This window comes from Paenibacillus montaniterrae (assembly GCF_018403185.1).
Taxonomy (GTDB): Bacteria; Bacillota; Bacilli; order Paenibacillales; family Paenibacillaceae; genus Pristimantibacillus; species Pristimantibacillus montaniterrae.
Window position 1 is genome coordinate 36,714 of sequence record NZ_BOSE01000007.1, and the last position, 25,791, is coordinate 62,504.

Here is a 25,791-nt window from a genome sequence, read left to right on the forward strand (position 1 = left end):
GCTTTATAGCCGATAACGTGCAGGTCCTTTAAATACTTCTCTAACATGCCATTGAATATAGCTTTCTTCTGGCTTGTACAGCGGGTGAACCGGGGCACGCAGCTTTTTCCCATGGAACCGCATCAGCCATTCATCAAAACCATTGCTTCCATGCGCAAGCTCAGCTACAAGCAATTCTCTTTCTTCTGTTATTGTAAACACGCCTCGATCAAATAATTTATGGTGCAAGGAGCAAAGTGCCAACCCATTGGCTTCTTTATCCGGTCCACCCGCCTGATGCCACTGAATATGGGCGGCATCTACAGCAACCAGCTGATTGCCCAGCCTTACATTAAAGCCACAAACTGCACAGCTATACTCATACGCCTTTAATATATTTTCCCTGAACCTTGAATCGCGGCTTCGTTTTCTCCTTAACGCAATATCTAGTCCAAGCTCATCAATAATATCCTGATGAATAGTTTCCGGAAAATGCTCATTAAGCAGAATGAAAGCCAGCTCTTGAATTAAAGAATGATTGCTTTGCAGCAAGGCGAGAACTTGTTCATTAAAGCCTCCTGCGATCCCGTCCTGTAGCAGCTGCTTATCCGTAAAGCTTTGCTTATTTACAGAGCCTGACAAGCTCCAAATTCCATCAGATTCCAAGCGTACAAACGGCTGTTCAGGGTGATATGACTTTCTAGTCGGCCCAAATTCAATTAGCAAGCTTTTCATTTTTTCACGGACAAGCTCATAAGGCAGCACTGTTTCATTCTGTTGGAGTCTAGCCAGTGCCAGCAGTATTAGCAACGGCTTATGAGGTGCTCGCTGGCCGTTCTTTTTCCATATTGAAAGATTCGCAAGCCTTTCCTTCAATTGCGAAGGATCCATTTTGCTATTCATCTGTGCTACTCCTATCCTTTCTCATAGTCGTCAACAGCCAGCTTGCCGAGCATTGTTAGCACTGCATCCTCCATCGGCGGATTGTGCAGGCCAAAGCGCACATCGCGGTACATTCTTTGCAGCGGATGATCCAGCGCAAGGCTATGCGCGCCAACGATGCGCATTGCTTTGTCGACGACGGATAGAGCAGTTTCAATAGCTGTTACCTTGACAGCATTCAGCTCGGCAACAAGCTGCTCCTGCGGCTGTGCCTGCTGATCCCATCTCGCTGCAACACTATATAAAAAGTGCCGTGCGGCTTGCAGCTCAAGCTCGATTTTCCCGAGCTGCTGCACTATGTTGGGCAGCTGGATAATAGGAGCAGGCAGGGAGTTGGGATGGTAGTGGTAAGCGAATTTGATCGCTTCCTTTCTAGCAGCCAGCGCGATTCCCAGATAGCAGGCAGGAATGTGCAGCAAGGAAGGCGTCGCTGCCCGCGCAGCCTTGTCAGGGAAACGATAGACTAAAGCCGTCTCGGGGACGACAACATTATCCAGCACAAGATCATGGCTCGCAGTACCGCGCATGCCGAGCATATGCCAGGTTTGCTCGATGCAGAGGCCCGTCGCCTCGCGCGGAATGATAAACTCTGCCGTCCCTTGCTCAAGGCTCGCCGTAACAATAAAGTAATCAAGCACCGGCGACAAGGTTGTAAATGTTTTTCTGCCGCTTAGCACATAGGAGCCATCCTCACGCTGCTTGGCCGTTGTCAACGGCTTGCCTCCGCGCGTCGGGCTTCCTGATGCTTTTTCCGTTGCGGCGCGATTGACCAGCAGCTGCTGCTTCACAATTTGCTCATTTAATTGAGCGATTGCCGCCTGGGGCCAAAGCTGCTTATCATTAATATCCTTGACCACGCTTAAATGCCAGCCGACACCTAGCGCAGTCGCTGCATCTCCTTGTGCGAGCCGCTCCTGATACAATACAAGCTCATACAGTGAAATGCCTGCGCCGCCGCTCGCTGCCGGCACGGGATAGGAGAAATAGCCGATGCCGCGCAACGCTTCAATATGCTTATATGCAAAATCATGCTCGGCGTCAACGCGATGCGCTTCTGCCGCAAAGCTGTCCGCTAGCTCGCCAATAGCGTTCATGCGCTGCTCCTGCTGCTTGTTTAACACAAATAAATGATCCAGTCGTTTCATAGCGTTCGCCCTTTGCTTAATCTCATTTTGGAGAAGCAGCAAGACGACTGCTCTCCACGCTTTTTGTCTCTTTACTATACCAAAAAACGCATCTCCAGTCTGCTTATCATCACGCTGATATGCTGACTAAAGATGCGCTTCCGCTCTTCACACCATGCTTATTTATTTCCAGCTGCCAACTCGCCGCGCACCCATTCCTTGCCATCTGCAAATGCTACAGGAATGACCAGGCCGCTGCTATCCTCATTTTTCTTGTACACTTGAAAGTGAATATGCGGCTCAGAGGAATTGCCCGAATTGCCGCATTCCCCAAGCAGCTGTCCCGCTTTTACGGTGTCGCCGACCTGCACAACAATCGAATCCTTTTTGAAATGCGCAAGCTCGCTGAACTCGCCATTTTGATGCTCGATCACGACTATATTGCCTGCGGGCTGCTGCTCATTCATTTGCCCCGGGATATTATCCTCAATTCCGTCTACCACCTCAACAACTACGCCACCTGCAGGCGCGAGCACCTCTGCGCCAAACGCATAATAGCTTTCATTGTGCGTTGGATCACCATCATAGGAATAGCCGTCCTTCACTTTAATAAAGTCATAGGCATAGCGCACATGCTCGTATTCGTAATGATAGTTGAGGAACACATTTTTCCCGCCCCAGAAAACGAGCCACTCATCGGCAAATGGAAGCTGGAATGTCGTTGTCGAATAGAGCTGGTCCGTATCTGGATAAGAAGTAAGCGGCAGCACCTGAAAGCCTGCAATCGTATTTTGCTCATCTACAATCGCCGTCAATCCCTTGCTCTGCTCAGCATCGCTCCATACATAGCTGCGATAGCCGTTAATATCCATCGTTGATGCCAGCTCAAATTGCGCTACGCCAGCAGTAAATTCATTGACGAGCGAAATAAAATCTTGTTCTGTTACGATGCCCTGCAAATCACTGCTAAATTGGGCATAGAGCTGTTTGGCTTCACCCTTCAGCATTGCGCTGGCAATATTCTCCCCAGCAATATTGCTTTCGTTATTCGGTGGCTGCTCCACATTTTCATTAGTTGCTTCAGGCATTTCATTCCCTCCTTGATTTTGCGCGTCGCCGCAGCCAGCTAGTAAAACCGATACTAACACTACCGCAAACAACTGGACCATATAACTTCTCTTTCTCATACTTGGTTCTCTCCTTCATTATTCTTTACAGTTACAGTGTAACCCCCTTATCTTAACGGAGAAAAAACGCAAGCTTACTTTTACCTTAATTCATTTCAGCAGCAGCTAACCCATGCTAAAATGTAATCAGCCTAAGGCAAGCACGAATTGAGGTGGAACGATGGACAATGCCAAGCTGCTCATCGTGGATGATGAGCGAGCGATCGTCGATATGGTGTCAACGATTTTAAGGAAGGAAGGCTTTACGCAAATTGACTGCGCCTATAGCGGTGAAGCTGCACTAGAAGCATGCAAGCAGAAAAAGTACGATCTTATTTTGCTCGATATTATGATGCCAGGGGCAAGCGGTCTCGAAATATGTCCGTTTATTCGCCAGACAACGGATGCGCCGATTCTGTTTTTAACCGCAAAATCCTCTGATCTGGATGTACTGACAGGCTTTGCTGTCGGCGGCGATGATTATATTCGCAAGCCGTTCAATCCGCTCGAGGTCGCAGCTCGAGCACGCGCTCAGCTTCGCCGATATTTGCAAGGCCAGAAAGCTGAAGCGCCTGCAACAGCAAAAATTTATGATCTCGGTCATTTCCAGGTGGATGAGGCGAAGGCGACGTTAACCGTTGACGGAAAAGCGATGCACTGTCCAGCGCTCGTCTTTCAGTTGCTGCTGTTTCTATGCAAGCATCCCAATCGTGTTTTCAGCAAAAGCGAGCTTTATGAGCGCGTATGGGGCGAATCGATGCTGAATGATGACAACACGGTGATGGTTCATATTCACCGCATACGGGAGCGGATTGAGAAGGACCCGGCGAACCCGCAATATTTAGTAAATGTGCGCGGCATGGGCTATAAGCTTGTTCTGCCAAGCCCGTCAGGAGGCAAGCATGCTACGTAGACGGCTGACAGTTCGCTTTGCCTGGCAAATGGCGATTGCCGGCCTGCTGCTGCTTATTTTGGCAATTATCATTTTTGCCTGGATGTTCAGAGAGCTGGAGAGCATTGAAATCAAGCGCAACTTTGCGCCCTATGGCATTTCCCGCTTGATTGCAGAATCAACGGTTGATGAGCATGGCTTGCTCGTAAGCGAAAAGCTGCTTGAGCAGCTGGAGCAGGATGGAGGCTGGCTGCAAAGCCTGGATGAGCACGGCAATGTGCTGCAATCCTTCTTTACACCTGATGATGTGCCGATCAGCTACCATCCCGGGCAGCTGATCGATTACTGGTACGGAGTCGAGCCTTTTCCGTACACCCTTGGCTTCTGGATTCAGCAAAAGGATGACCGCTTCTTTATTATGCTGTACGGCAAGTCGAAAGTAGGCTCGCTATCACTGCAGCCGCATATGGCTCAAGCTGAAATTGCCGACGGCAGCATTACGTTCCCGCACGAGGTGGAAGCGAGTCTGACGAGCATGCAAGCATGGGTGCAAATCGTCGATCAGCAAGGCAATGAGATCGCCTCCTGGCATAAGCCTGATCATGCTGTGAGCAGCTATACGCTAAGGGAGCTGGCTCTTCGCTCCAGCTATCCCGAGCGGTACGGAACGATGCTGCAATCGCAATATGATGAGCAGCGCCAGCTTACCTGGATCGTTCAGACACCGCTAGACAGCTCCAAGCAGTCTGCAAGCATGCCAGGCATGCCGGATGATCTGCGCATCATTGTGATCAGCATTGCCTTGTTTCTGGCCGCAGCATTTCTCATTATGGTCATGCTTGCCTTCGGCTACGCGAATCTGTTTGTTAAGCCAATTATTGATATCGTGGGCTGGATTCAGCGCCTTGGCAGCGATCAGGAGGATGCGGACAAACTGCCTCAGCCATCAGCAAAATCGATCTTCAAACGGAGGAAGCATCTGTTTAAGGAGGTGCAGGATTCCATTCACGCTTTGGCTGCCGAGCTGCGTGCAAGCAAGGCTGCCGCGAAGCAGACACAAGCATATCGCGAGGAATGGATTGCCGGAGTTACCCATGATATGAGAACACCGCTTTCCTCTATTCAAGGCTATGCGCATATGCTCGCTGCCGATAAATACAGCTGGACGGAAGAAGAGGTTCGCTCCTTCGCAGCTACCATTTTGAAGAAAAGCCAGTACATGGATCAGCTGCTGGAGGATTTGGCGCTGACCTATCGCCTGCGCAGCGGCAAGCTGCCTGTTTCACTGGATTTACACAATGTTGGCGCTTTGCTGAAAGAAGCGGTCGAGCACGCTGCAGCGAATCCGCTAAGCGCAGGAAGAAGCATAACATGCCATATTCCCGGGCAGCACATTTACGGATATCTTTATCCGCCATGGTTTGAGCGAATCGTGGAAAATTTAATCGCCAATGCTGTTTTGCACAACCCGGGCGATACGAAAATCGTAATCGAGCTTATTCCTTTAGCTCAGCAAGGCTGGCAGCTTAATGTGCAGGACAACGGCAACGGAATGGATGCGCCAACGATCGAGCAGCTATTCGAGCGCTACTATCGCGGCACAAATACGGATGAGTCGATCGAAGGCAGCGGACTGGGCATGGCGATTACGAAGGAGCTTGTACAAGCGATGGGCGGACGAATCAAGGTTGCATCACAGCCAGATGAGGGCTCGACGATCAGCTTGATTTGGGAAGGGCAACGCAACAAAGCAGCAGCCGACAGCTAACCTGGCAGCTGTCGGCTTTTTAATTTGAGTTTTGAGCAAACGATTGCACATTTTGAAATTTCTTTAATTTTTGTAGTTCCACTTAATAATTCTCTCTTTTCCTCTATTATTCTCGAGCTTTCTTAAGTTGTATATTTTTGCTATCCCGTGTACATTAATTACAAGCCATGAAATGATTGCATAAGTTTGCACTAACCGCTATAGTAGATAGGAAGGCTCATTTTAGGAAGGATCGATCTTATGGTTACCATTAAAGATATCGCGAAAGCGGCGGGAGTTTCTCCCTCAACAGTATCGCGCGTTATATCCAATCATTCGAGAATTAGCAAAGCTACTACTATAAAAGTGAAACGAATTATGGAGGAAATGGGCTACCATCCAAATGTGATGGCGAAAAGTCTTGTCTCCAAAACAACCAATACATTAGCAATTGTACTGCCGCGTCCAGCAGAAGAGCTGTTTCAGGACTTTTTCTTCGGGGAGCTGCTGCGCGGCATTTTGGCGCATTCGACGAAAGCCGGATACGATATGCTGCTTGCTGCTGCAACCTCTCCGACTGACGAGCAAGAAACGATCTCTCGTCTTGTGCTCGGCAGACGCGTAGATGGCGTAGTGCTGCTATCCTCAAGACAAGATGATCCTTTAATTAAAATGCTTGCAGATCATGATTTCCCAACTGTTCTTATCGGGCGCACCGAGGGTCACGATAATATTATTACGGTTGATACGGACAATGTGCAGGCCGCTTATGATGCTACGACGCATTTGATCAAGCAAGGCCATAGCAAAATCGGCTTCGTAATCGGCGTGCCGAATTTAACCGTATCCGTTGATCGCTTGGAGGGGTACCGCAAGGCGATGCAGCAGGCAGGACTGGCGATAAATCCGGAGTGGATTATTGACAGCGAGTTTTTACAGCAAAGCGGCTACCGCGCTATGTCATTTGTCATGAATATTCCAGAGCGTCCTACTGCGCTTGTCGTCATTGACGACGTCACCGCTTTTGGCGTGCTGCGCGGCGTGACTGAGCTTGGCTTTAGTGTCCCTAATGATATTTGCTTAATCAGCTTCAACAATATCGCCTTATCAGAGCTGGCTTCCCCGGCACTGAGCTCTGTAGATATCGGAACGTATCAGCTTGGCTATACCGCTTCTCATTTGCTGGTGCGACGTCTGCAGGACAATGCTTCTTCCCAAATACGCAACATCATCCCGCATCGTTTAGTCGTAAGAGAATCATCCATTAAAGACAATCAAAAGAGAGGATAATGACGATGAATGAAAAAAAACCATACTTAGTCGACGCCGTGATCGGCAACTCCAGCCTGCTTGCTACACTCGGCCGCACAGGAAAAATGTATCGCCTGTGGTGGCCTCATATTGATACACCGCAGCATATGGATGCAATGCGTGTCGGGATTCATGCAGCGGAAGGCGCTCCCGTTGAATGGTTTGACGAGGCTGGCAATGGCTGGTCGCATGAGATTGGCTATGTGCAAGGCAGCAATGTGCTTGCGATTAAAGCAGCCAGCCAGCAGGCTGAATTAACGATCAACAGCCGTCATTTTGCTGTTCCTGGCAAGGATCTGCTCGTCCGTGAATATGCGCTTAGCAACTCAGGCAATGAAAGCAAGCAGCTTTCATTTGTACTGCATTCCAGCTTTCTAATTAGTGAAAACAGCCTTTACAATACAACGATGTTTCATGCCGAAGCTGATGCCTTGATTCATTTCCGCCATCAGTACTTTTTTGCGGTCTCGAGTGCAATCGTATGCACTAAATTTCAAAGCGGCATCTCATGGGAAAATGTGCAGCAAGGCGAGCTAAACGGCAATATGATCGATATGCAGCCGACTGGCGCTATGTCCTGGCAGCTGACAATTGCTCCGGGAGAAACGGTTGTGCTTCCTATTTATATTGCAGCGGCGCACAATGAACAGGACGCTGTCCAGCTGCTGGCTGAAGCACGCCAGAAAACGAGCGGCCAGTGGGCAGATGAAACGAACAGCTATTGGCAAAGCTATGTCGCTCAAGCTGTTCCTTGCCCGGTTGACGATGCACGTATTAAGGAGCTGTATGAGCGCTCTATTTTAACGTTTAAGCTTATGTCCGATGAAAAAACAGGCACGATCATTGCCGCTCCAGAATTTGACGAAACCTTCAGCCGTTGCGGCGGCTATTCATTCTGTTGGGGGCGCGACGCGGCCTTTATCACGACAGCATTGGATAAGGTGGGCCTAACAGATTTGACCGATGCCTTCTACGATTGGACATTGCGCGCACAATCTCCTGACGGCTCTTGGCAGCAGCGCCACTACCATGATGGTCAATTGGCGCCGTCATGGGGCTTGCAAATTGATGAAGGCTCCTCTATTTTATGGGGAATGTGGCAGCATTACCTTGTGAAGCAGGATCGCGGCTTTGCTTCTCGTGTATGGCCGTCTGTATTAAAAGGCGCGCAGTTCCTTGCCTCCTTTATCGATGAGGAGACGGGCTTGCCGAAGCCAAGCATCGACCTGTGGGAAGAGCGCGAAGCCTCGCATACGTATTCCTCGGCGGCAGTTTACGGCGGACTTAAAGCTGCGGCTGGCTTTGCCGAGCTGGCTGGCGAATACGAGCTGGCTGAGCAATGGAGCGAGCAGGCTGACCGTGTTAAAGCTGCTATAGAACAAAGCTGCTTTAACGAAGAGCTGCAATGCTTCTATCGCGGAATCAATCTAACCGTATCTTCAGACAAATATAATGAGGGGATCTCTGCCGGCAAGCAAGGGACTGTGCTCGATCTCGACAAAGGCTACAAAAAATATGTATTGAAGCATGATCCGATCGTAGATATTAGCTTGCTCGGCATTAGCGTTCCGTTTAATGCAGTTGACGCTACTGATGCTCGCATGCGCAGCACCGCTGACGTCGTGGAAAAGCTGCTCACCGTACCAAACGTTGGCGGTATTAAACGCTATGAGGACGACATTTATATTGGCGGCAACCCTTGGATTCTGACAACATTATGGCTTGCACATTACCGCTTCGCTACAGGTGATGTCGAGGCTGGACGCAACTATATTCAATGGGTGCTGGAGCATCGCACGGAAACAGGGCTGCTGCCTGAGCAAATCGACAAGCATACAGGTGAAACGGCGTGGGTAGTTCCGTTAACCTGGTCGCATGCTATGTTTATACTGGCCGTATTTATGCTGGCTGAAGCGAACTAGGGCGTTCAAGATTTTGACATATGCAAGTTGGGCTGCACCGCAATTGTTGCTTATATGTAACAGTTGAGGGTGCAGCTTTTGCTATTTAACGGTGGTAAAATTAGGATACACAAAAGCAAGCATTATCAGTGACTTGTGGCTTGACAAATGGAATGTAATTTGTAATAATTATAAACAAGGAATTGATCTAAGTATACTTATAAATCAAAAATTCTAATGTATGGGATTATTGATTTTAGCAAAAACTGTAAGCAGAGACACAACAGATTACGGATAGGAGGAGTTATAAATGAGTACCATTCAAGAGCAGTTAAACCGTCAAATCGCCAACTGGAGCGTGCTTTATGTGAAGCTTCACAATTACCATTGGTATGTAAAGGGCACACAATTTTTCACACTCCATGCAAAATTCCAAGAGCTTTATGAGGAAGCGGCGCTTCATATCGATGAAATCGCTGAGCGCTTGCTAGCTGTCAAAGGCCAGCCGCTTGCTAAAATGGCGGATTATTTGGAGCATTCCAGCATTCAGGAAGCACACGGCAATGAAACAGCGCGTGAAATGGTGGATCAGCTTATTAACGACTTTACAACTGTAATCGGAGAGCTTAAAGAAGGCATGGAGGTTGCACAGCAGGCTGGTGATGAAACCACTGCCGATATGCTGCTAGCCATTCACACCTCTCTTGAAAAGCATGTCTGGATGCTGTCTGCCTTTAACGGCTAATTCGCATCGTAATAATTTAGTAACAGCGGCAGCTCGGGATGATAACATAAAGTTCCGAGCTGCCGCTGTTTTTGCATGCTCTCCTCCAACCGTTTTTTTAGAATCGCTCTACCTGTTAATTAGATGTATTCGGTTCATTGCATTCAGTTAATCAGATGCATTCTCGCTTGCTATACCGATCCCTTCTCTTGCCGCTTCTATAAACGCTGATATAATGGGTGAAAGCCACTTGTCTTTATGCCATAACATTTGTGTGTACACATGCAAATCTTGAATTTGCCATGGCAGAGCAATAAGCTCGCCCCGTGCAATTTCGGCTTCAACAACAATTTCAGGAAGAAAAGCAATGCCGATTCCTGCAATGGCGCATTGTTTAATCGCTTCAGCACTTTGAAACTCTAAATACGTAATGCTATCGATGCCCTCCTTCTCAAATGAGCGGTCAAACATCGTTCGATAGGGGCAACCCTTTTCATTCGTCAAAAACACTTCTCCATGAAAATCTTCCAGCTGCAAATCAGCTCTTTTTGCGAGCGGGTGATCCGGAGCAGCGAATAAGCGGAAGGCTTCTTCCAGCAGCGGCTCGACAGCTAGTCCGCTTGAACGAATCGTTTCATCCAGCATAAACACAACATCCGCATTTCCTTCAAAAAGCGTTTGCTTGAGCTCTTGATTGGGAACAGAGCGGAAAATGAGACGTACTCCCGGATATCGCGCACGAAATCGTTGAAAGACAACAGGAAGCCGATAGGCGCAAAGCACCTCGTTGGCACTGATCGTTAAAGTTCCGCTTAAGTTTTCATTGTCATGAACGGCGCTGCGCGCTTCATCCAATTGATTTAGAATATCTTGCGTATGAGTTAAAAAACGTTTGCCGGCAGTTGTCAGAACAAGCTGCTTGCCCAAGCGATCAAAGAGACGAACGCCGAGCTCATCCTCCAATGCCTTTATTTGCATCGTGACATTGGAAGGAACGTAGTTGAGCACTTCCGCAGCCCGAGTAAAGTTTAAAGTCGATGCAACCGTGCGGAACGTAACCAATTGGCGCAATTCCATCATGCTTCCCCCAGTATCTTCAATAATATTGAATATTATGTTGAGTTTTATTCACTTTTATTGAGCGTATCATAGTTCTATACTAACAACAAGGAATGCATTCCCTATCATTCATGTTGAAGGGAGCAACAATACGATGGATTATGAAATTTTTAATTTAGGCGACGTAACCCTGCAATCAGGAGCAACGCTGCCAAGCGCTTTTCTGGCTTATAAAACCTATGGAACATTAAATGAGCAGAAAGATAATGTTATTGTCTATCCTACTGCTTTCGGGGACCAGCATGCTCAGAATGAATGGTTGATTGGCAGTGGCATGGCACTGGATCCGCAAAAATATTTTATAATCGTGCCAAATCTGCTAGGCAACGGATTATCTTCTTCTCCTAGCAACACGCCACCTCCATTTGATGGGGCTAATTTTCCGCAAGTCACGATCTATGACAACGTCACATTTCAACATCGGCTAGTGACTGAAAAATTTGGCATTCAAAAGATCGCCCTTGTAGTTGGATGGTCAATGGGAGGCATTCAAGCATTCCAGTGGGCAGCAAGCTATCCGAATATGGTGGAAAGAATTGCACCTTTCGCCGGAGTAGCTAAAACCTGGGCTCATACATTTATCGTACTTGATGGAATGCGCGCTGCACTTATGGCTGCAGTTAACTTCGATTCAAGCAGGCTAAACGAGCTGACTTCTGCAAACATGCGAGCAGTTGGCCGTGTCTATGCAGGCTGGGGCTTATCGCAGGCATTTTACAGAGAAGAGCTTTATCGAGCGATGGGATTCGACTCATTAGCAGATTTTGTGAGCGGTGTCTGGGAAAAAAGCTTTATGATGATGGACCCGCACAACGTACTTGCCATGCTATGGACAGGGCAGCATGCGGATATTAGTGCCAACCCAATTTACAACGGAAATTTCGCTGATGCACTCAAAAGCATTAAAGCACTTGCCTGCATCATGCCAGGGAGCACCGATCTCTTCTGCACAGCGGACGATAACGAATACGAGGCCAAGCTTATCCCTAATGCTATGTTTAAGCCGATCGAGTCAATCTGGGGACATTTTGCTGGTAGAGGAATTAATAGCGCCGATAATAAATTTATTGATGACAACTTAAAGCATCTGTTGACGCTTAAATAGATAAAAAGGAAGGACCTGCTTATGTGATTGGCAGGTCCGCCGCTTGCTCAAATTAGTTCAAGCGATGCAGCATTTCGTACTTATTGCCGCAAGGGTCTTCGAAATAAACCGCGTAATAGGTCGGACTGATCGGGAACAACCGCGGTCCGTCGTTGATCGTTCCTCCATTTTGCACCACGATCTCGGCGATGCGATCGACTTCCGCCTGATCGCTCGCCCAGAATCCGATCAAATTGGCGTTAGGCTTATGCTCCCGGTCTTCCGTGATTGCAAAATAAGCGGCGCTCGGCAATTCCCCATCCGCGGCAAATACCCGCCAATTCGAACTGTGGAAGGTTCGTGTAAATCCCAATTCGGGCAAAAGCTTTTCATAAAAGGGCAGTGCGATTGCCAAATCGTTGACGCGAAGATCAATATGACTGAATTTGTTCATCGTGATTCCTTACCTCCATCATGTTTGGAATGAGTAGTTTGCTCCCGAATAGCGGCCAACACGTCTTCCCAGTGCAGCTTCATCTGCTCCCGCGTAGTCGGATGATCCAGATTTTCCTGGTGAAAACTAATCGTTGTTTTGTCTGCTTGATTGGATAGTAACCGAATTTGCAGAGTGGACGGCTCCGCCAACTCCCTCTTCTTCCATCGTAAGCGGAGCTGCCTGTACGGTTTGACGACTCGGAATTGGCCGGAAATGCCTTCCGCGGAGTGAAAGGTCTCCCCCTCGCTAAAGGACAGGGGCGAAATGGTCCCGATCCACAGCTTCAACCCTTCGGCAGAGGTCAGGTATGCCCATGCCTGCTCCGGCGAGATCAGCAGCGTTCTTCGGACCCCTACCTGAAAGCCCGCCGAAGCCGTTTGACCGATTACCTTGTTCGATATGGACGGTCTACTTCTCATCGTATCCCTTCTCTCTCTATGTTTGTTAGTACTAACTAACTACATCACAAAATTTTTAGGGACTCACCCCCCTCACGAACAATTCGATACTCGACTCTATAAATGCTGGCAGGGTTACTTTCGAAATCGTCGACGCTCCGAGTAGCTGTGTCATGAAGGCCCCGTAATTCATCCACATAAACGTGATCGCCTGTGTTTCCGCATCCGTCAGAATCATTCGCTTCCTGCTCTGCATGTCGGTAAAATAATTCGTCAGCAGCTCCAGTAATTTACGTGGATGCTTCTGTGCTTTCTCGCGGATTTCGATCAATTCGTCGTCCCTTAAGACGATAAGGAACAATTTACGGTTACGATCCATAATTTCATGATACATCCGGCTAATCATAAGCAGGTCCGTCCTCAGATCCCAAGTGATTTTTTCGTTAAAGACCTGGGTCATTTCAATCGAATAATGATAACGGTCAACCGCTTTCTCTAGCAAATTGAATTTGCTGCCAAAGTTGCGGAACAACGTCATCTCACTGACGCCTGCCGCTAAGGCAATTTCCTTGGTCGATACGCCCTTGTAGCCTTTCTCGGCCATTAAGTCGATGGCAGCCAGCATCAACCTGCTTTTACTGCCCAATGTCTGCTTGTCTTCCAAATCATCACCTTCCCGGAACTGATCAACTAATAACTTGATAGTTAGTGCTCACTATCATTTAATGTTTATAATATCCTTCATTGTTCCAGATGTCAATCGCTTTCACCTGCGGAGCTTCCTGAAAAATCGGCTTTCAGGACCAAGAAGCTTGGACGCTAGTAGAAAATGAGGAGCGCAGCGTAGGCACAAGCTACGTGAGCACCGCAATTTTCGCTAGCGTTCAAGATTCGCCGCCGAATACGCTACGAAGAAGTCGCATCGTCATCAAAGTCGTGCTTTTTGAACTACCCTTCCAATGAGGTTTAAAAAGTTCGGCTTTCAGGACCAAGAAGCTTGGACGCTAGTAGAAAATGAGGAGCGCAGCGTAGGCAAAAGCTACGTGAGCACCGGAATTTTCGCTAGCGTTCAAGATTCGCCGTCGAATACGCTACGAAGAAGTCGCATCGTCATCAAAGTCGGACTTTTTAAACTACCCTTCCAATGAGGTTTAAAAAGTTCGGCTTTCAGGACCAAGAAGCTTGAACGCTAGTAGAAAATGAGGAGCGCAGCGTAGGCAAAAGCTACGTGAGCACCGGAATTTTCGCTAGCGTTCAAGATTCGCCGTCGAATACGCTACAACGCCCAGCATCGTCATCAAAGTCGGACTTTTTAAACTACCCTTCCAATGAGGTTTAAAAAGTTCGGCTTTCAGGACCAAGAAGCTTGGACGCTAGTAGAAAATGAGGAGCGCAGCGTAGGCAACAAGCTACGTGAGCACCGGAATTTTCGCTAGCGTTCAAGATTCGCCGCCGAATACGCTACATCGAAAGCACATCGTCATCAAAGTCGGACTTTTTAAACTACCCTTCCAATGAGGTTTAAAAAGTTCGGCTTTCAGGACCAAGAAGCTTGGACGCTAGTAGAAAACGAGGAGCGCAGCGTAGGCCAAAAGCTACGTGAGCACCGCAGTTTTCGGTAGCGTTCAAGATTCGCCGCCGAATACGCTACGAAGAAGTCGCATCGTCATCAAAGTCGGACTTTTTAAACCACCTCTACAAAGCAGCTTCCTAGTTTTTGTTCATTCCATTGCATCTCCAAACAATCACCGTGGTTTAATGCTGCCACTCCGGCAGGAGTGCCGGTATATATCAAATCGCCCTCTCCCAGGCCATATTGCTCATCAATATAGCGTACAAGCTGTTCAAAGCTAAAGATCATATCCTTAGGCTGGCCAATTTGAGCGGTCTCGCCATTGCGCAGCAGCTTGAATTGGCCTTGAATGAGCTGCTCAGAGGACGTAAATGGCAGCCATTTTCCGACGGTGGCTGAACCTTTGAAGCCTTTAGCGGCAAGCCAAGGATGCCCTTTTGCTTTGAGCTCGGACTGCACATCGCGCAGTGTTAAATCAAGGCCAAGCGTAAAGCTATCGACTGCCTGCTCAAGCGGCATTCCGGTGCGATAGCTGCTGCCAATTCGCAGCACTAGCTCCAGCTCAAAATGAACAGCACCGCGATCATGAGGAATAGTAAGCACGCCTCCGTCTGTTTCACGTAATGCATGTGTCGGCTTCGTAAAAATCATCGGCGAGGTCGGTACTTCATTGCCCAATTCCAATGCGTGTAAGCGATAGTTACGTCCAACACAATAAATGTTGCCAGGCTTCATGCTGCATCATCCCTTCTTCTGTGCTTCGATTTTTTCGGCAAGCTCATTCAGCTCTGCCCAACGATCCATAAGCTCCTCAAGCTTTTGCTCAACCTGCTGCTGCTTTTCGGAAAGCTCCTGCAGCGTAGCTGCTGATGAAGCATGCTGCTCCATTTGCGCCTCTATTTCCTTCAGTTCCTGTTCCGCTTCACTTATCCACTGCTCAATATGCTCAAATTCACGCTGTTCCTTAAAGGACATTTTTAATGCACGCTCTTGTTGGCGTGTTTGTTTAGGCTGCTCTGCGGCCTTTCCTTGCTCTTGCGCTTGACTCGCTGCCGACAGTCGCTCACGCTCCGCAGCGTATGCGGCATAATCTGAGTAATTTCCAGTGTGCACAAGCAGTTCGCTGCTTTCTTCAAAGGCAATAATTTTATCAACGGTACGATCAAGGAAATAACGATCATGCGACACAACAAATACTACACCAGGGAAATCGTCGAGATAATCCTCTAAAATCGTAAGCGTGGCGATATCAAGATCATTGGTCGGCTCATCCAGCAGCAATACATTCGGCGCTTCCATCAGTACGCGCAATAGCTGTAGACGGCGTTTCTCGCCGCCGGAAAGCTTGGCAATTGGCGTCCACTGCATCGTTGCATTGAACAGAAAGCGCTCCAGCATTTGACTGGCGGATATTGACGTGCCGTCTGCTGTTTTGACCTGCTCGGCAGCCTCGCGTATATATTCCAGCACACGCAGGCTTTCATTCATTTCCTCGCGTTCCTGTGAAAACCAGCCCAGCTTTACAGTTGGCCCTATTTCAATTGTGCCTTCGTCAGGAGCAAGCTGACCGCCAATCATTTTAAGCAGCGTTGATTTGCCTGCGCCATTGCGGCCTACAATGCCAACCCGGTCGCCCGGTGTTGCAATGTAACTGAAATTTTGAATGAGCTTGCGTCCGCTCAAGCTTTTGCTTACCTGCTCAATTTCAACAATTTTACGGCCCAAGCGTGTGGAAGCAACCGATAGCTCAATTTTCCCGTTACCTTCCTTCGGCCCAGCAGCCTGCAGCTGTTCAAAGCGGTCAATTCTCGCCTTTTGCTTTGTTGTGCGTGCTTTGGCGCCGCGCCGGATCCAGGCCAGCTCGTTGCGCAGCAGGTTTTGCCGTTTCGATTCGGCAGCGGCCTCGCGCTCCTCGCGCTCCAGCTTCAGCTCCAAAAATCTGCTGTAGTTGGCTTCATAGAAATAGGCGCGTCCCTGGTCCAGCTCCATAATTCGATTGCTAACTCGATCAAGAAAATACCGGTCATGCGTAATCATCAGCACTGCGCCGCGCCGCTTTTGCAGCATCATTTCCAGCCATTGTACCGATTCATTGTCGATATGGTTGGTCGGCTCATCCAAAATTAACAGGTCTGATGGCAGAACAAGTGCTGCCGCCATCGCAACACGCTTGCGCTGACCTCCTGACATCTGCTTGACCGGCATGCTCCAGTCTGTAATGCCAAGCTTGCCCAGCACCTGCTTTGCTTCGCTTTCAAGCTGCCAAGCCCCTAGCTCCTCCATCGCGTTGTTCGCATTGACAAGCTTTTGCTGAGCTTGCTCATCGACAGGATTCAGCTCGACCAGCTCAAGCGCTTCCCGATATGCGGTGTACGCCTTTAGCTGCGGTGAATCTCCGCCCAACACATGCTCAAGCGCTGTTTCCTGCTCGAGAAACTGCGGATCCTGCGACAGCATGCGAATAACCGCATGATTGGCAACATTGATTTGACCTGAATCGGCCGGCTCCAGACCAGCAATCACCTTCAAAAAGGTGGATTTGCCTGTACCATTCACCCCGATAATGCCAATTTTGTCGCCTTCTTCAATTCCAAAGCTGACATTCTCAAACAGCAGCTTTTCTCCATAGCTTTTAGTTATATGCTCAACAGATAATAAATGCATGTGATTACCTACTTTTCTATAAAAACTTGTCACGCCGCTTCCAAGTCGCGGCTCATTGCCTCAATGCGCAACGGAAGGAAGCATAATTCAAGCTCTATTGTAACATAAAAAGCATTTGCGCAAGCAGTCCATCGCCGCTTGCGCAAATGCTTAAAATTATTTATAATATGCCGTTATTTGCGGCCAATCATATTTTCCGGACGAACATATTCATCAAATTGCTCGGCAGTAAGCAGTCCGCTCGCTACAGCAGATTCTTTCAAGGTTGTTCCTTGCTTATGCGCTGTTTTCGCAATTTTCGCAGCATTTTCATAGCCGATATGCGGATTAAGCGCAGTAACGAGCATTAGAGATTGCTCCAGATTGCGTTTAATAACCGCTTCATTAGGCTCAATGCCAACCGCACAGTTGTTGTTGAAGGAAATCATCGAGTCAGCCAGCAAAGCAACTGATTGCAGGAAGTTGTACAAAATAACCGGCTTGAATACATTCAGCTCAAAATTGCCTTGGCTTGCCGCCATGCCAATTGCCGTATCGTTGCCGATCACTTGGCAAACTGCCATTGTCATCGCTTCGCTTTGCGTAGGATTAACCTTGCCTGGCATAATTGAGCTGCCCGGCTCATTTTCAGGAATCGTAATTTCGCCAATGCCGCAGCGTGGTCCGCTTGCCAGCCAGCGTACATCATTCGCGATTTTCATCAGATCAGCAGCTAGCGCCTTCATTGCGCCGTGGGTGTATACCATTTGATCATGGCTAGTCAAGGAATGGAATTTGTTGCTCGCTGTAACAAACTGTTTGCCAGTAAGCTTCGTTACTTCCTCGGCAACCGTCACCGCATAGTCTGGATGTGCATTCAAGCCAGTACCAACCGCTGTGCCGCCAAGCGCAAGCTCACGCATGCTGTTAACGCTGTGCTGAATCATCTCACGCGATTTTTCAAGCATCGCAGACCATCCGCTAATTTCTTGTCCTAGCGTAATAGGCGTTGCATCCTGCAGGTGCGTGCGGCCAATTTTTACGATATGGTCGAACGCTTCCATCTTTTCCTTCAGTGTCGCATTCAACACATCAATAGCTGGCAGCAGGCGATCCTCGACTGCAATTACTCCAGCAATATGCATTGCTGCAGGGAACGTATCATTCGAGCTTTGCGAACGGTTAACATCATCGTTCGGATGAATGCGCAGCTCGCTGCCGCGCTCAGCCAAAAGCTGGTTGGCACGATGCGCAACAACCTCGTTGACGTTCATATTCGTTTGTGTGCCGCTGCCTGTTTGCCATACTACGAGTGGGAATTGATCGTCCCATTTGCCAGCAAGCACTTCATCAACTGCTTCAGCAATAACAGCAGCCTTGTCCGCATCAAGCACGCCAAGACGCTGATTCGCAAGCGCAGATGCTTTTTTCACAATCGCCATCGCATAAACGACCTCTAGCGGCATCTTTTCTCCACCAATTTTAAAGTTCAACAAGCTGCGTTGGGTTTGCGCCCCCCAAAGCTTATCGGCTGGTACTTGAATTTCACCCATAGTGTCGCGTTCAATACGATATTCCATTGCCTTACAACTCCTTTTCTTTAATTCGCTATGTTTATAGTCCGCATTTTTCAGATCAGCAAGCTGCCAGCCTTTCCGTAATTGCGTTAAGCCAGCGCTTACACTTTTGCTAATGTAATGGACCAGATGGTTATCAATTTAATAGAGAATACACAATACGCCCAAGTCCATTACTGGATTGAGCGCAGCTGTTATTGCCCTTTCGCTTCACGATACGCTTGCATATATGCAGCCGACTTTTCTTTAATCAGCTCGAAGTTTCCTGTTTTCACAGCATCCTTCGTCAAGTCAGAGCCAATGCCTACCGCTACTGCGCCCGCTTGTATCCAATCCTTCAAATTCGCAAGGGATACTCCGCCAGTCGGCATTATATTAGCTTGTGGCAGCGGTCCTTTAACCGCTGAAATAACGCTTGGAGAATACAAATTGCCTGGGAACAGCTTCACAATATCTACGCCAAGCTCAAGTGCAGACTGAATTTCCTGAATCGTCATGACGCCTGGCAAGCACGGAATGCAATAGCGATTGCACAGCTTCACGGTTTCCGGGTTTAATGCAGGAGCAACGACATATTCTGCGCCGGCCATAATAGCCGCTCTAGCTGTCTCTGGGTCGAGCACGGTACCAACACCAATAATCGCAAAATTCGGATCAGTTGGATCCAGTTCACAAGAATATTGCGCGCTTAGCTCCTCAATCGCCTTTAACGCATGGGGAACTGTCATCGTAATTTCAATTGCTTTAATTCCACCTTCAACCGCATAACGCGCCATTCGTACAACTTCCTCTGCAGAATCAGCACGCAGAACAGCTACAACACCAGCTTCAACAAGCTGCTGCAACACTTTAAGCTTCTTCATTTCTCTGCTTCTCCCCTCTAAACATATGTACTTCAGCGCTCCGGAGCAAAGCATCCTCCAGTCGCTTTTTAAATCGCAATGCTTTTTATTTTAATTTTTACGGTTGCATTACGATGTTAAAGGCGACCCACTTCGTTTTTCGGATGCTTTGCTCCTCCGCTGTAGCTTTTTTGAGGCAAAACCAAGATGCTTGAACGTTAGTAGAAAACGAGGAGCGCTAGCCGCGGCAAAAGCTACGTGAGCACCATAGTTTTCGCTAGCGTTCAAGATTCGCCGTCGAATCCACTACAACGCCATTACATCGTCATCAAAGTCGGATTTTTGAACTACCCCTTCCAATGAAGGTTCAAAAATTCGGCTTTCAGGACCAAGAAGCTTGGACGCTAGTAGAAAATGAGGAGCGCAGCGTAGGCAAATAGCTACGTGAGCACCGGAATTTTCGCTAGCGTTCAAGATTCGCCGTCGAATCCACTCCAATGCCATTACATCGTCATCAAAGTCGGATTTTTGAACTACCCTTCCAATGAAGGTTCAAAAATTCGGCTTTCAGGACCAAGAAGATGGCACGATACTAGAAGGCGAGGAGCGCAGCGTAGGCCAATTGCTACGTGAGCACCGAAGCCTTCGGTAGCGTGACATATTCGCCGTCGAATAGCCTCCAACGCCATTACATCGTCATCAAAGTCGGATTTTTGAACTACCTTTTCAGGTTGATTATAAACCTTTTAAATATAGAGAGCAATGCTCGTCTGAAAGGGTATTCATGCCGTAAACGCATCTATTTCTTCCGTTTTCCGGTCGCGATCAAATAGGACAGGAGGGCGCCAAGCACCATAACCATCATTATCGATGCCATCGGAACAGCGGTATCTTCGCCGCCTAATCCGACAAGAGGCGCTACAATGCCGCCAAACAGGAAGGATGACATGCCGAGCATGGCCGAAGCACTGCCTGCTCGCGAGCCTTGCTCCTCCAGCGCCAATGAATTAGCTGTCGTATTGACAAGCCCTACACTGCTTACAACGAAAAACAGTCCAGTTATAACTAAAGCTAGCGGCCCGTTTAATAGGATCGCGCTCAATAAAATTACCGCACCAATACAGCTGTATATTAAGCCGGAAATTAGCAGGGTGCTGCCTTTAATACGGTGGGCAGTACGTCCGGCAACTTGACCTAGCAGGACGATGCCTAGTCCGTTCAAGCCAAATACTAAACTATACTCACGTACTGACAACTCGTAAATGCCTTGCAAAACGAAGGAAGAGCCTGAGATATATGCAAACATCGCTGCCATCATAAAGCCTTGAGTCATTACAAAGCCCATAAAGCTGCGATCCTTGAGCAGCAAGCCGAATGTACGCAAGGTTTGCATAAATCCGCCATGCGAGCGCCGCTCGGCAGGCAATGTTTCGCCCAATGACAAATATATGCCAATCAGCATTACTAGTCCAAACAAGGATAGCGCGCCAAATACGCCCTTCCAGGACATGAAGCCAATAATTTCACCGCCAATAATTGGTGCAAGAATAGGCGCTGCACCATTAATGATCATAAGCGTCGCCATAAAGCGGATCAGCTCAGGACCAGAATAAAGGTCGCGTACGCTGGCGCGTGAAATAACAAGCCCGGCCGCTCCTGCAAAGCCTTGAACAAATCTTAGTATAATAAAGCTTTCAATTGATGATGTCATGATGCACAGGGCAGATACAATTGTATAAATAAGCATGCCGATTAATAGAGGCGTTCTTCTACCCTTTATATCGCTAATTGGCCCGATAACAAGCTGACCAACAGCTATTCCGACCAGGCAGGCCGTCAAGCTTAACTGAACCATCGACGGCGCAGCTCCGAGCTCCTCAGAAATCTGCGGAAACGCAGGCAAATACATATCAATTGATAAAGGCCCAAGTGCCGACAATGATCCAAGTATTGCGGCAATCCCTAAGCGCTTGCGTTTGCTTAGGGTTTGTTGTTCAATGTTTTCCATATTGTTTTCTCCTGTAGGGTAGTTTAAAAAGCACGACTTTGATGACGATGCGGTGCTTCGTAGTTGATTCGACGGCGAATCTTGAACGCTAGCGAAAGGTTATGCTTCCGACGTATGTTTCCTTCGTAAACATTGTAGGTGCTCACGTAGCTCTGCTCTACGCTGCGCTCCTCGTTTTCTACTAGCGTCCAACCTTCTTGGTCCTGAAAGCCGAGCTTTTTAAACTTTCATTGAAATGAAGTTCAAAATATTGTACTTTGCTGATGATGTTGAGCGCTCTAGCTTGATCGACGGCGAATTTTGAACTTTTTATAAAATAAAATTCAAAAGCTCGACTTTGCGATATTTTTCGCGAAAGCCAAGCTTTTGAACTGCTTTTACATAAAGATTAAGATTAAAATCCCGACTACGAAGCAATAATAGGAGAAGTAGCGCAGGTTGCCTTTTTCCATAATGCCCATAAACCAGCGCATCGAGAAGTAAGTGACGACAAGGCTTGTCAAAAATGCAATTAAGTATTGTACCCATAACGCCTGCAGATCCGGGTCGCTGATTATATCAGATATACCCAGCACCAGGCCGCCAAGGCTGACAGGAATATATAGCATAAAGGAATAGCGCAGGGCGGTATCCTGCTTCATGCCTGTAGCGATGGAAGCAATTACGGTTGAGCCCGAACGGCTAAGCCCTGGGATCAAGGCAACCGCCTGAGCCAGACCAACGATAATCGCATCCTTCATTGATAAATCACCGTCTCGTTTAACGCCGCGCAGGTTGCGAATTAACCATAGCGCTACACCCGTAACAAGCAATGCTATTGCGACGGTCGTAACGGAGGTGGAAAAAATCTCCTCAATTTTGTCCTTGAAGAGAACACCAATAACCCCGGCTGGTATTGTACCGATAATGACGTACAATATAAAGTTAAAATCAGACTTGTACTGCTTATCGCGAGTAGCAACATAGCCTACTCCATTTTTGACTAGCCGAGCAATGACTTCACGATAAATAAATAAAATAGCAATAAGCGACGCTGTATTTGTCATTATTTCAAATGATAGACCATGCTGCTCTACGCCCAGCAAATTTTGCGCAATAATAAGATGTCCGCTTGAAGAAACCGGAATCGGCTCCGTAAATCCTTGAATTGCGCCTAACAATAAATACTTTAACCATTCAATTACATCTGACATATATATATAGCTCCACTGTCATGCGATGATATTTTGCTGACTGAAGCTTACCTCCTTATTTGATAAAATGTACACAGGCTGAGTTTTCGTTGTCGTTCAAAATTGTTAGTTATCCCTGACCATGATTACTCTCTCCTTTCTCTATTAATAGACGAAGTTCAACAGCCTGTTCCCTGCGCAGTTTCAAATTTTGCTTTCGCACCAAATGATATTTGATAGAAAAGTTGGATGAGGACTATACTCAACATTACAACCTTTATAGTATAAACGATTCCCTATGAAAAAGGAATGTTGCCTCAACCTCTCTACTTTCTGTTAAAATAGATAGGCAAGCTGATAACGGAGGTCAACAACTTGGATTACATTATTTTGGATATAGAATTTAATGGTCGCAAATTTGCAAGCGAGCTGCCAATGGAAGTGATTGAAATAGGGGCGGTCAGACTAAATGAGCAGTTAGAGCAGGTCGATACGTTTACAGCATTTATTAAACCTGTTTATTTTACAAAGCTAAACAGCTTTATTCAGAAAAAAACAGGCATCCCGCAGGAAGAAATTGATCGTGCGGATCGCTTTCCAGCGGTAAGCGAGCGATTTCTGCAATGGCTTGCACGCTCAGAAAGCCTTATTTTTGTTACTTGGGGCAAAGAGGATATGAAGCGGATTATTCTTGATACACGCATGCACAAGCTAAGTGATCAATATTGGATGGAAACGCCGTATTTTGATTTGCTTAAAGGCTTTACGAGCTACAAGGGCTTAACAAATGATGTGAGTGTGGAAGGCGCATTGGAAATGCTTGCGCTTGAAGGCTCGGGCCAGGCTCATCGAGCGCTTGACGATGCCATTATGACGGCGCAAATTTTCCGCGCAATCTTTAACGAGCTTGACTTTACACGCAAGCAATACTTTGTAGATACGTATACCAATGCCAAAGAACGACGTGCTCTAAAAAATGCCGTTCGACTGCTGCGCTCGCACAAGCTAGAGCCAACCTGGGAAAATTACGCAGAAAAATTTCTTAAAGAAAAGATCGAAAGCGAAGACCCGCGCAAGCTGGCGGAAATGAAGCTGCATTTTGAGAAGGAAGCTGCCAAGCCGTATAAAGCAAAGCCTGCCAGACCACAGAAGAAAGCGGTCCAGGAAGAAAACAGCAGCAAGCAATAATTGCAACTAGACCTGCACGTCTGCCCCGTAGAAAACGGGACAGCGGCAGGTCGCGCTCTAGCGGCAGGTCACGCTCTAGCGGCAGGTCGCGCTCTTTATGAAAGCTCCGCTTCATCGTTTAGATTCAAGCGGCAAAGTAACCGTAAATTGCGTACCCGCTCCTGGCTTGCTGCTAACCGCAATCGAGCCTTGGTGCATTTCCACAATTTTTTGCACAATCGACAGGCCAAGTCCGCTGCCGCCGGCAGTACGGGTGCGCGATTTGTCCGCTTTATAGAAGCGCTCGAAAATGCGCGGCAAATCAGCCTCAGCAATTCCCGCTCCCGAGTCAGCGATGCAGACAAGCACGCTATCTCCGCTGCGCGACATTGCTACGCTAATACTCCCACCATCTGGCGTAAACTTGATTGCATTATGGATCAGATTCATCCAAACCTGACTCATTAGCATCTCATCAGCAGCGATCATGATCGCCTGCGCATCAACGTCCATTTCGATATTTTTCTCCGCCCACTGCGGCTCGCAGGCAAGAATGACGGCAGTAAGCTGCTTATCCAGCCGATATGCCGAACGCTGAAAAGGATGCTGCTCTGAATCGAGAACCGCCAGCTTTAGCAAATTGTCGCTAAGCTTGGATAAGCGAGCGCACTCCTCCTCAATAATCGTCAAATACCGCTGCCGCTGCTGCTGATCAAGCTGCTCATTTTTGAGCGCTTTGGCAAATCCACTGATCGACGTTAGCGGAGTTCCGATTTCATGCGATACGTTGGAAATAAACTCCTGACGCAGCTCTTCCATCTCCTTCAAATTTGCCGCCATATCATTAATACCGATGACCAGCTGGTGCAGTGGATGCTTTTTTTGCTTGCTGCCGTTTCTATCGCCAAAATGCGGCTGGATATTGACATGAAAATCGCCGCGTGAAATACGTCTGATCGCTTCCATCAGCTCCGTCCAGAATTGATGCTCCTTTGGGCGAATAAGCCGTCCTAAAATTGCCAAGCCAAAGCCAAAAAGCAGAAAGCCGAACGTTGCATTAATGATTAATGCCAATAGGCCATGAGGCTCCCAGCCGGTTTTCGCATAGATTACAGCAGTCAAAAAGAACGAAGCAGTCAAGCCAAGCAGCAGTCCCGCCAAGACGAGCAGGACGTTCATTGCAACATGCATAACATCGGCAAGCCGCTTCATTCCAGCACCTCTAACATCCGCAAGCCGCTTCATTCCAGCACCTCCAGCCGATAGCCCAGACCGCGAATCGTGCGAATCCGAAAGGCATGCCGCTCCTCAGGAAATCGGTCGCGCAGCCTTTTAATATGCACATCGACGGTTCTTTCATCGCCGTCATAATCATAGCCCCATATTTGCTCGATTAATTGATCTCGCGTAAAGGTTTTGCCCGGATAGCCGGCCAGCTTGAACAGCAGCTCGAATTCCTTTAGAGGAAGCGTAATCTCCTGGTCGCCCACTCTGCATTCAAACGTGTCGCGACGCAAAGTGATATCGCCGATTTGCACTGTCTGCGAGCTCATAATTCGATAGCGCTTCAATAACGCTTTGACTCGCGCGACAAGCACCATTGGGTCGAAAGGCTTCACCAGGTAATCATCCGTTCCCAGCTCAAAGCCCTTCACAATTTGCGAAGGCTCGCCTTTTGCAGTAAGCATGAGCAATGGCAGCTCGGTCTGCTCGCGCAGCTGGCGGCACAGCTCCCAGCCGTCCATGCCAGGCATCATAATGTCGAGGATGATGAGATCGGGCTTCGCCTCACCCAAAATGTTCATCGCGTCCAGTCCGTCCACCGCTTCAACCACGACAAAGCCTTCCAGCCGCAAAAAATGTCCCACCAATTCACGGATATGCGGATCGTCATCAACGACTAATATGCGGGTCATTCCAGTTCCT

Annotated in this window: 22 protein-coding genes; 7 read left to right on the plus strand and 15 right to left on the minus strand. The window is 48.0% G+C overall.

Features of this window, described 5'->3' with window-relative positions:
- Positions 1-3 precede the first annotated feature (3 nt).
- From KJS52_RS17470 to KJS52_RS17480, 3 genes are all read right to left on the minus strand, one after another.
- Entirely contained in the window at positions 4-870 is an 867-nt protein-coding gene (locus KJS52_RS17470) for a phosphorothioated DNA-binding restriction endonuclease (RefSeq protein WP_213518254.1), read from the minus strand.
- 23 nt (positions 871-893) lie between these two features.
- Positions 894-2,066 carry an acyl-CoA dehydrogenase family protein gene (locus KJS52_RS17475; RefSeq protein WP_213517686.1) on the minus strand — a complete coding sequence of 391 codons (1,173 nt, stop codon included), beginning with the start codon at positions 2,064-2,066 and terminating at the stop codon, positions 894-896.
- A 158-nt stretch (positions 2,067-2,224) separates the two neighbouring features.
- On the minus strand, positions 2,225-3,232 hold the full coding sequence (locus KJS52_RS17480; protein WP_246563691.1) for a M23 family metallopeptidase: 1,008 nt from the start codon (positions 3,230-3,232) through the stop codon (positions 2,225-2,227).
- Positions 3,233-3,392: 160 nt separating this feature from the next.
- On the opposite strand from KJS52_RS17480, the gene KJS52_RS17485 reads away from it, so the two are divergent.
- The 5 genes from KJS52_RS17485 to KJS52_RS17505 all read left to right on the plus strand — a co-directional run bounded on the left by KJS52_RS17485 (position 3,393) and on the right by KJS52_RS17505 (position 9,807).
- On the plus strand, positions 3,393-4,124 hold the full coding sequence (locus tag KJS52_RS17485) for a response regulator (RefSeq protein ID WP_213517688.1): 732 nt from the start codon (positions 3,393-3,395) through the stop codon (positions 4,122-4,124).
- Positions 4,114-5,871 (plus strand): sensor histidine kinase, encoded by a 1,758-nt coding sequence (locus tag KJS52_RS17490; protein WP_213517691.1) that lies wholly within the window; start codon positions 4,114-4,116, stop codon positions 5,869-5,871. Before KJS52_RS17485 ends, KJS52_RS17490 begins: the two co-directional genes overlap by 11 nt.
- Positions 5,872-6,111: 240 nt before the next feature.
- Complete coding sequence (locus KJS52_RS17495) at positions 6,112-7,140, plus strand: LacI family DNA-binding transcriptional regulator (RefSeq protein ID WP_213517693.1); 1,029 nt, start codon at positions 6,112-6,114, stop codon at positions 7,138-7,140.
- A gap of 5 nt (positions 7,141-7,145) precedes the next feature.
- Positions 7,146-9,083 carry a glycoside hydrolase family 15 protein gene (locus KJS52_RS17500; protein ID WP_213517695.1) on the plus strand — a complete coding sequence of 646 codons (1,938 nt, stop codon included), beginning with the start codon at positions 7,146-7,148 and terminating at the stop codon, positions 9,081-9,083.
- Between the two features lie 289 nt (positions 9,084-9,372).
- A complete protein-coding gene (locus KJS52_RS17505; protein WP_213517697.1) occupies positions 9,373-9,807 on the plus strand; it encodes a Dps family protein in 435 nt (144 codons plus the stop codon).
- Positions 9,808-9,954: 147 nt separating this feature from the next.
- On the opposite strand, the gene KJS52_RS17510 is transcribed toward KJS52_RS17505, so the two are convergent.
- Positions 9,955-10,863: a LysR family transcriptional regulator gene (locus tag KJS52_RS17510; RefSeq protein WP_213517699.1), complete on the minus strand. Its 909-nt coding sequence runs from the start codon at positions 10,861-10,863 to the stop codon at positions 9,955-9,957.
- A 136-nt stretch (positions 10,864-10,999) separates the two neighbouring features.
- Between KJS52_RS17510 and KJS52_RS17515 the strand changes: the two genes are divergently transcribed.
- Complete coding sequence (locus tag KJS52_RS17515; protein ID WP_213517702.1) at positions 11,000-12,010, plus strand: alpha/beta fold hydrolase; 1,011 nt, start codon at positions 11,000-11,002, stop codon at positions 12,008-12,010.
- Between the two features lie 52 nt (positions 12,011-12,062).
- Here KJS52_RS17515 and KJS52_RS17520 read toward each other — a convergent pair whose 3' ends face one another.
- The 9 genes from KJS52_RS17520 to KJS52_RS17560 form a co-directional block, all read right to left on the minus strand.
- Positions 12,063-12,443 (minus strand): VOC family protein, encoded by a 381-nt coding sequence (locus KJS52_RS17520; RefSeq protein ID WP_213517704.1) that lies wholly within the window; start codon positions 12,441-12,443, stop codon positions 12,063-12,065.
- Positions 12,440-12,904, minus strand: a complete 465-nt coding sequence (locus KJS52_RS17525; RefSeq protein ID WP_213517707.1) for an SRPBCC family protein — start codon at positions 12,902-12,904, stop codon at positions 12,440-12,442. The genes KJS52_RS17520 and KJS52_RS17525 overlap by 4 nt, the downstream gene beginning before the upstream one ends.
- A gap of 55 nt (positions 12,905-12,959) precedes the next feature.
- On the minus strand, positions 12,960-13,547 hold the full coding sequence (locus KJS52_RS17530) for a TetR/AcrR family transcriptional regulator (RefSeq protein WP_246563692.1): 588 nt from the start codon (positions 13,545-13,547) through the stop codon (positions 12,960-12,962).
- Between the two features lie 1,020 nt (positions 13,548-14,567).
- Entirely contained in the window at positions 14,568-15,191 is a 624-nt protein-coding gene (locus tag KJS52_RS17535) for a fumarylacetoacetate hydrolase family protein (protein ID WP_213517709.1), read from the minus strand.
- A 6-nt stretch (positions 15,192-15,197) separates the two neighbouring features.
- On the minus strand, positions 15,198-17,120 hold the full coding sequence (locus KJS52_RS17540; protein ID WP_213517712.1) for an ABC-F family ATP-binding cassette domain-containing protein: 1,923 nt from the start codon (positions 17,118-17,120) through the stop codon (positions 15,198-15,200).
- Between the two features lie 173 nt (positions 17,121-17,293).
- On the minus strand, positions 17,294-18,679 hold the full coding sequence (fumC, locus tag KJS52_RS17545; protein WP_213517714.1) for a class II fumarate hydratase: 1,386 nt from the start codon (positions 18,677-18,679) through the stop codon (positions 17,294-17,296).
- Positions 18,680-18,870: 191 nt separating this feature from the next.
- Complete coding sequence (locus KJS52_RS17550) at positions 18,871-19,539, minus strand: bifunctional 2-keto-4-hydroxyglutarate aldolase/2-keto-3-deoxy-6-phosphogluconate aldolase (RefSeq protein WP_213517716.1); 669 nt, start codon at positions 19,537-19,539, stop codon at positions 18,871-18,873.
- 778 nt (positions 19,540-20,317) lie between these two features.
- Positions 20,318-21,526, minus strand: a complete 1,209-nt coding sequence (locus KJS52_RS17555; RefSeq protein ID WP_213517718.1) for a multidrug effflux MFS transporter — start codon at positions 21,524-21,526, stop codon at positions 20,318-20,320.
- A gap of 377 nt (positions 21,527-21,903) precedes the next feature.
- Complete coding sequence (locus KJS52_RS17560) at positions 21,904-22,719, minus strand: undecaprenyl-diphosphate phosphatase (protein WP_213517720.1); 816 nt, start codon at positions 22,717-22,719, stop codon at positions 21,904-21,906.
- Between the two features lie 354 nt (positions 22,720-23,073).
- Between KJS52_RS17560 and KJS52_RS17565 the strand changes: the two genes are divergently transcribed.
- Positions 23,074-23,886 carry a 3'-5' exonuclease gene (locus KJS52_RS17565; protein ID WP_213517723.1) on the plus strand — a complete coding sequence of 271 codons (813 nt, stop codon included), beginning with the start codon at positions 23,074-23,076 and terminating at the stop codon, positions 23,884-23,886.
- Between the two features lie 111 nt (positions 23,887-23,997).
- Here KJS52_RS17565 and KJS52_RS17570 read toward each other — a convergent pair whose 3' ends face one another.
- Both KJS52_RS17570 and KJS52_RS17575 read right to left on the minus strand, forming a co-directional pair.
- Entirely contained in the window at positions 23,998-25,077 is a 1,080-nt protein-coding gene (locus KJS52_RS17570) for a sensor histidine kinase (RefSeq protein ID WP_213518260.1), read from the minus strand.
- 29 nt (positions 25,078-25,106) lie between these two features.
- Complete coding sequence (locus KJS52_RS17575) at positions 25,107-25,781, minus strand: response regulator transcription factor (protein ID WP_213517725.1); 675 nt, start codon at positions 25,779-25,781, stop codon at positions 25,107-25,109.
- Between the last annotated feature and the right edge of the window lie 10 nt (positions 25,782-25,791).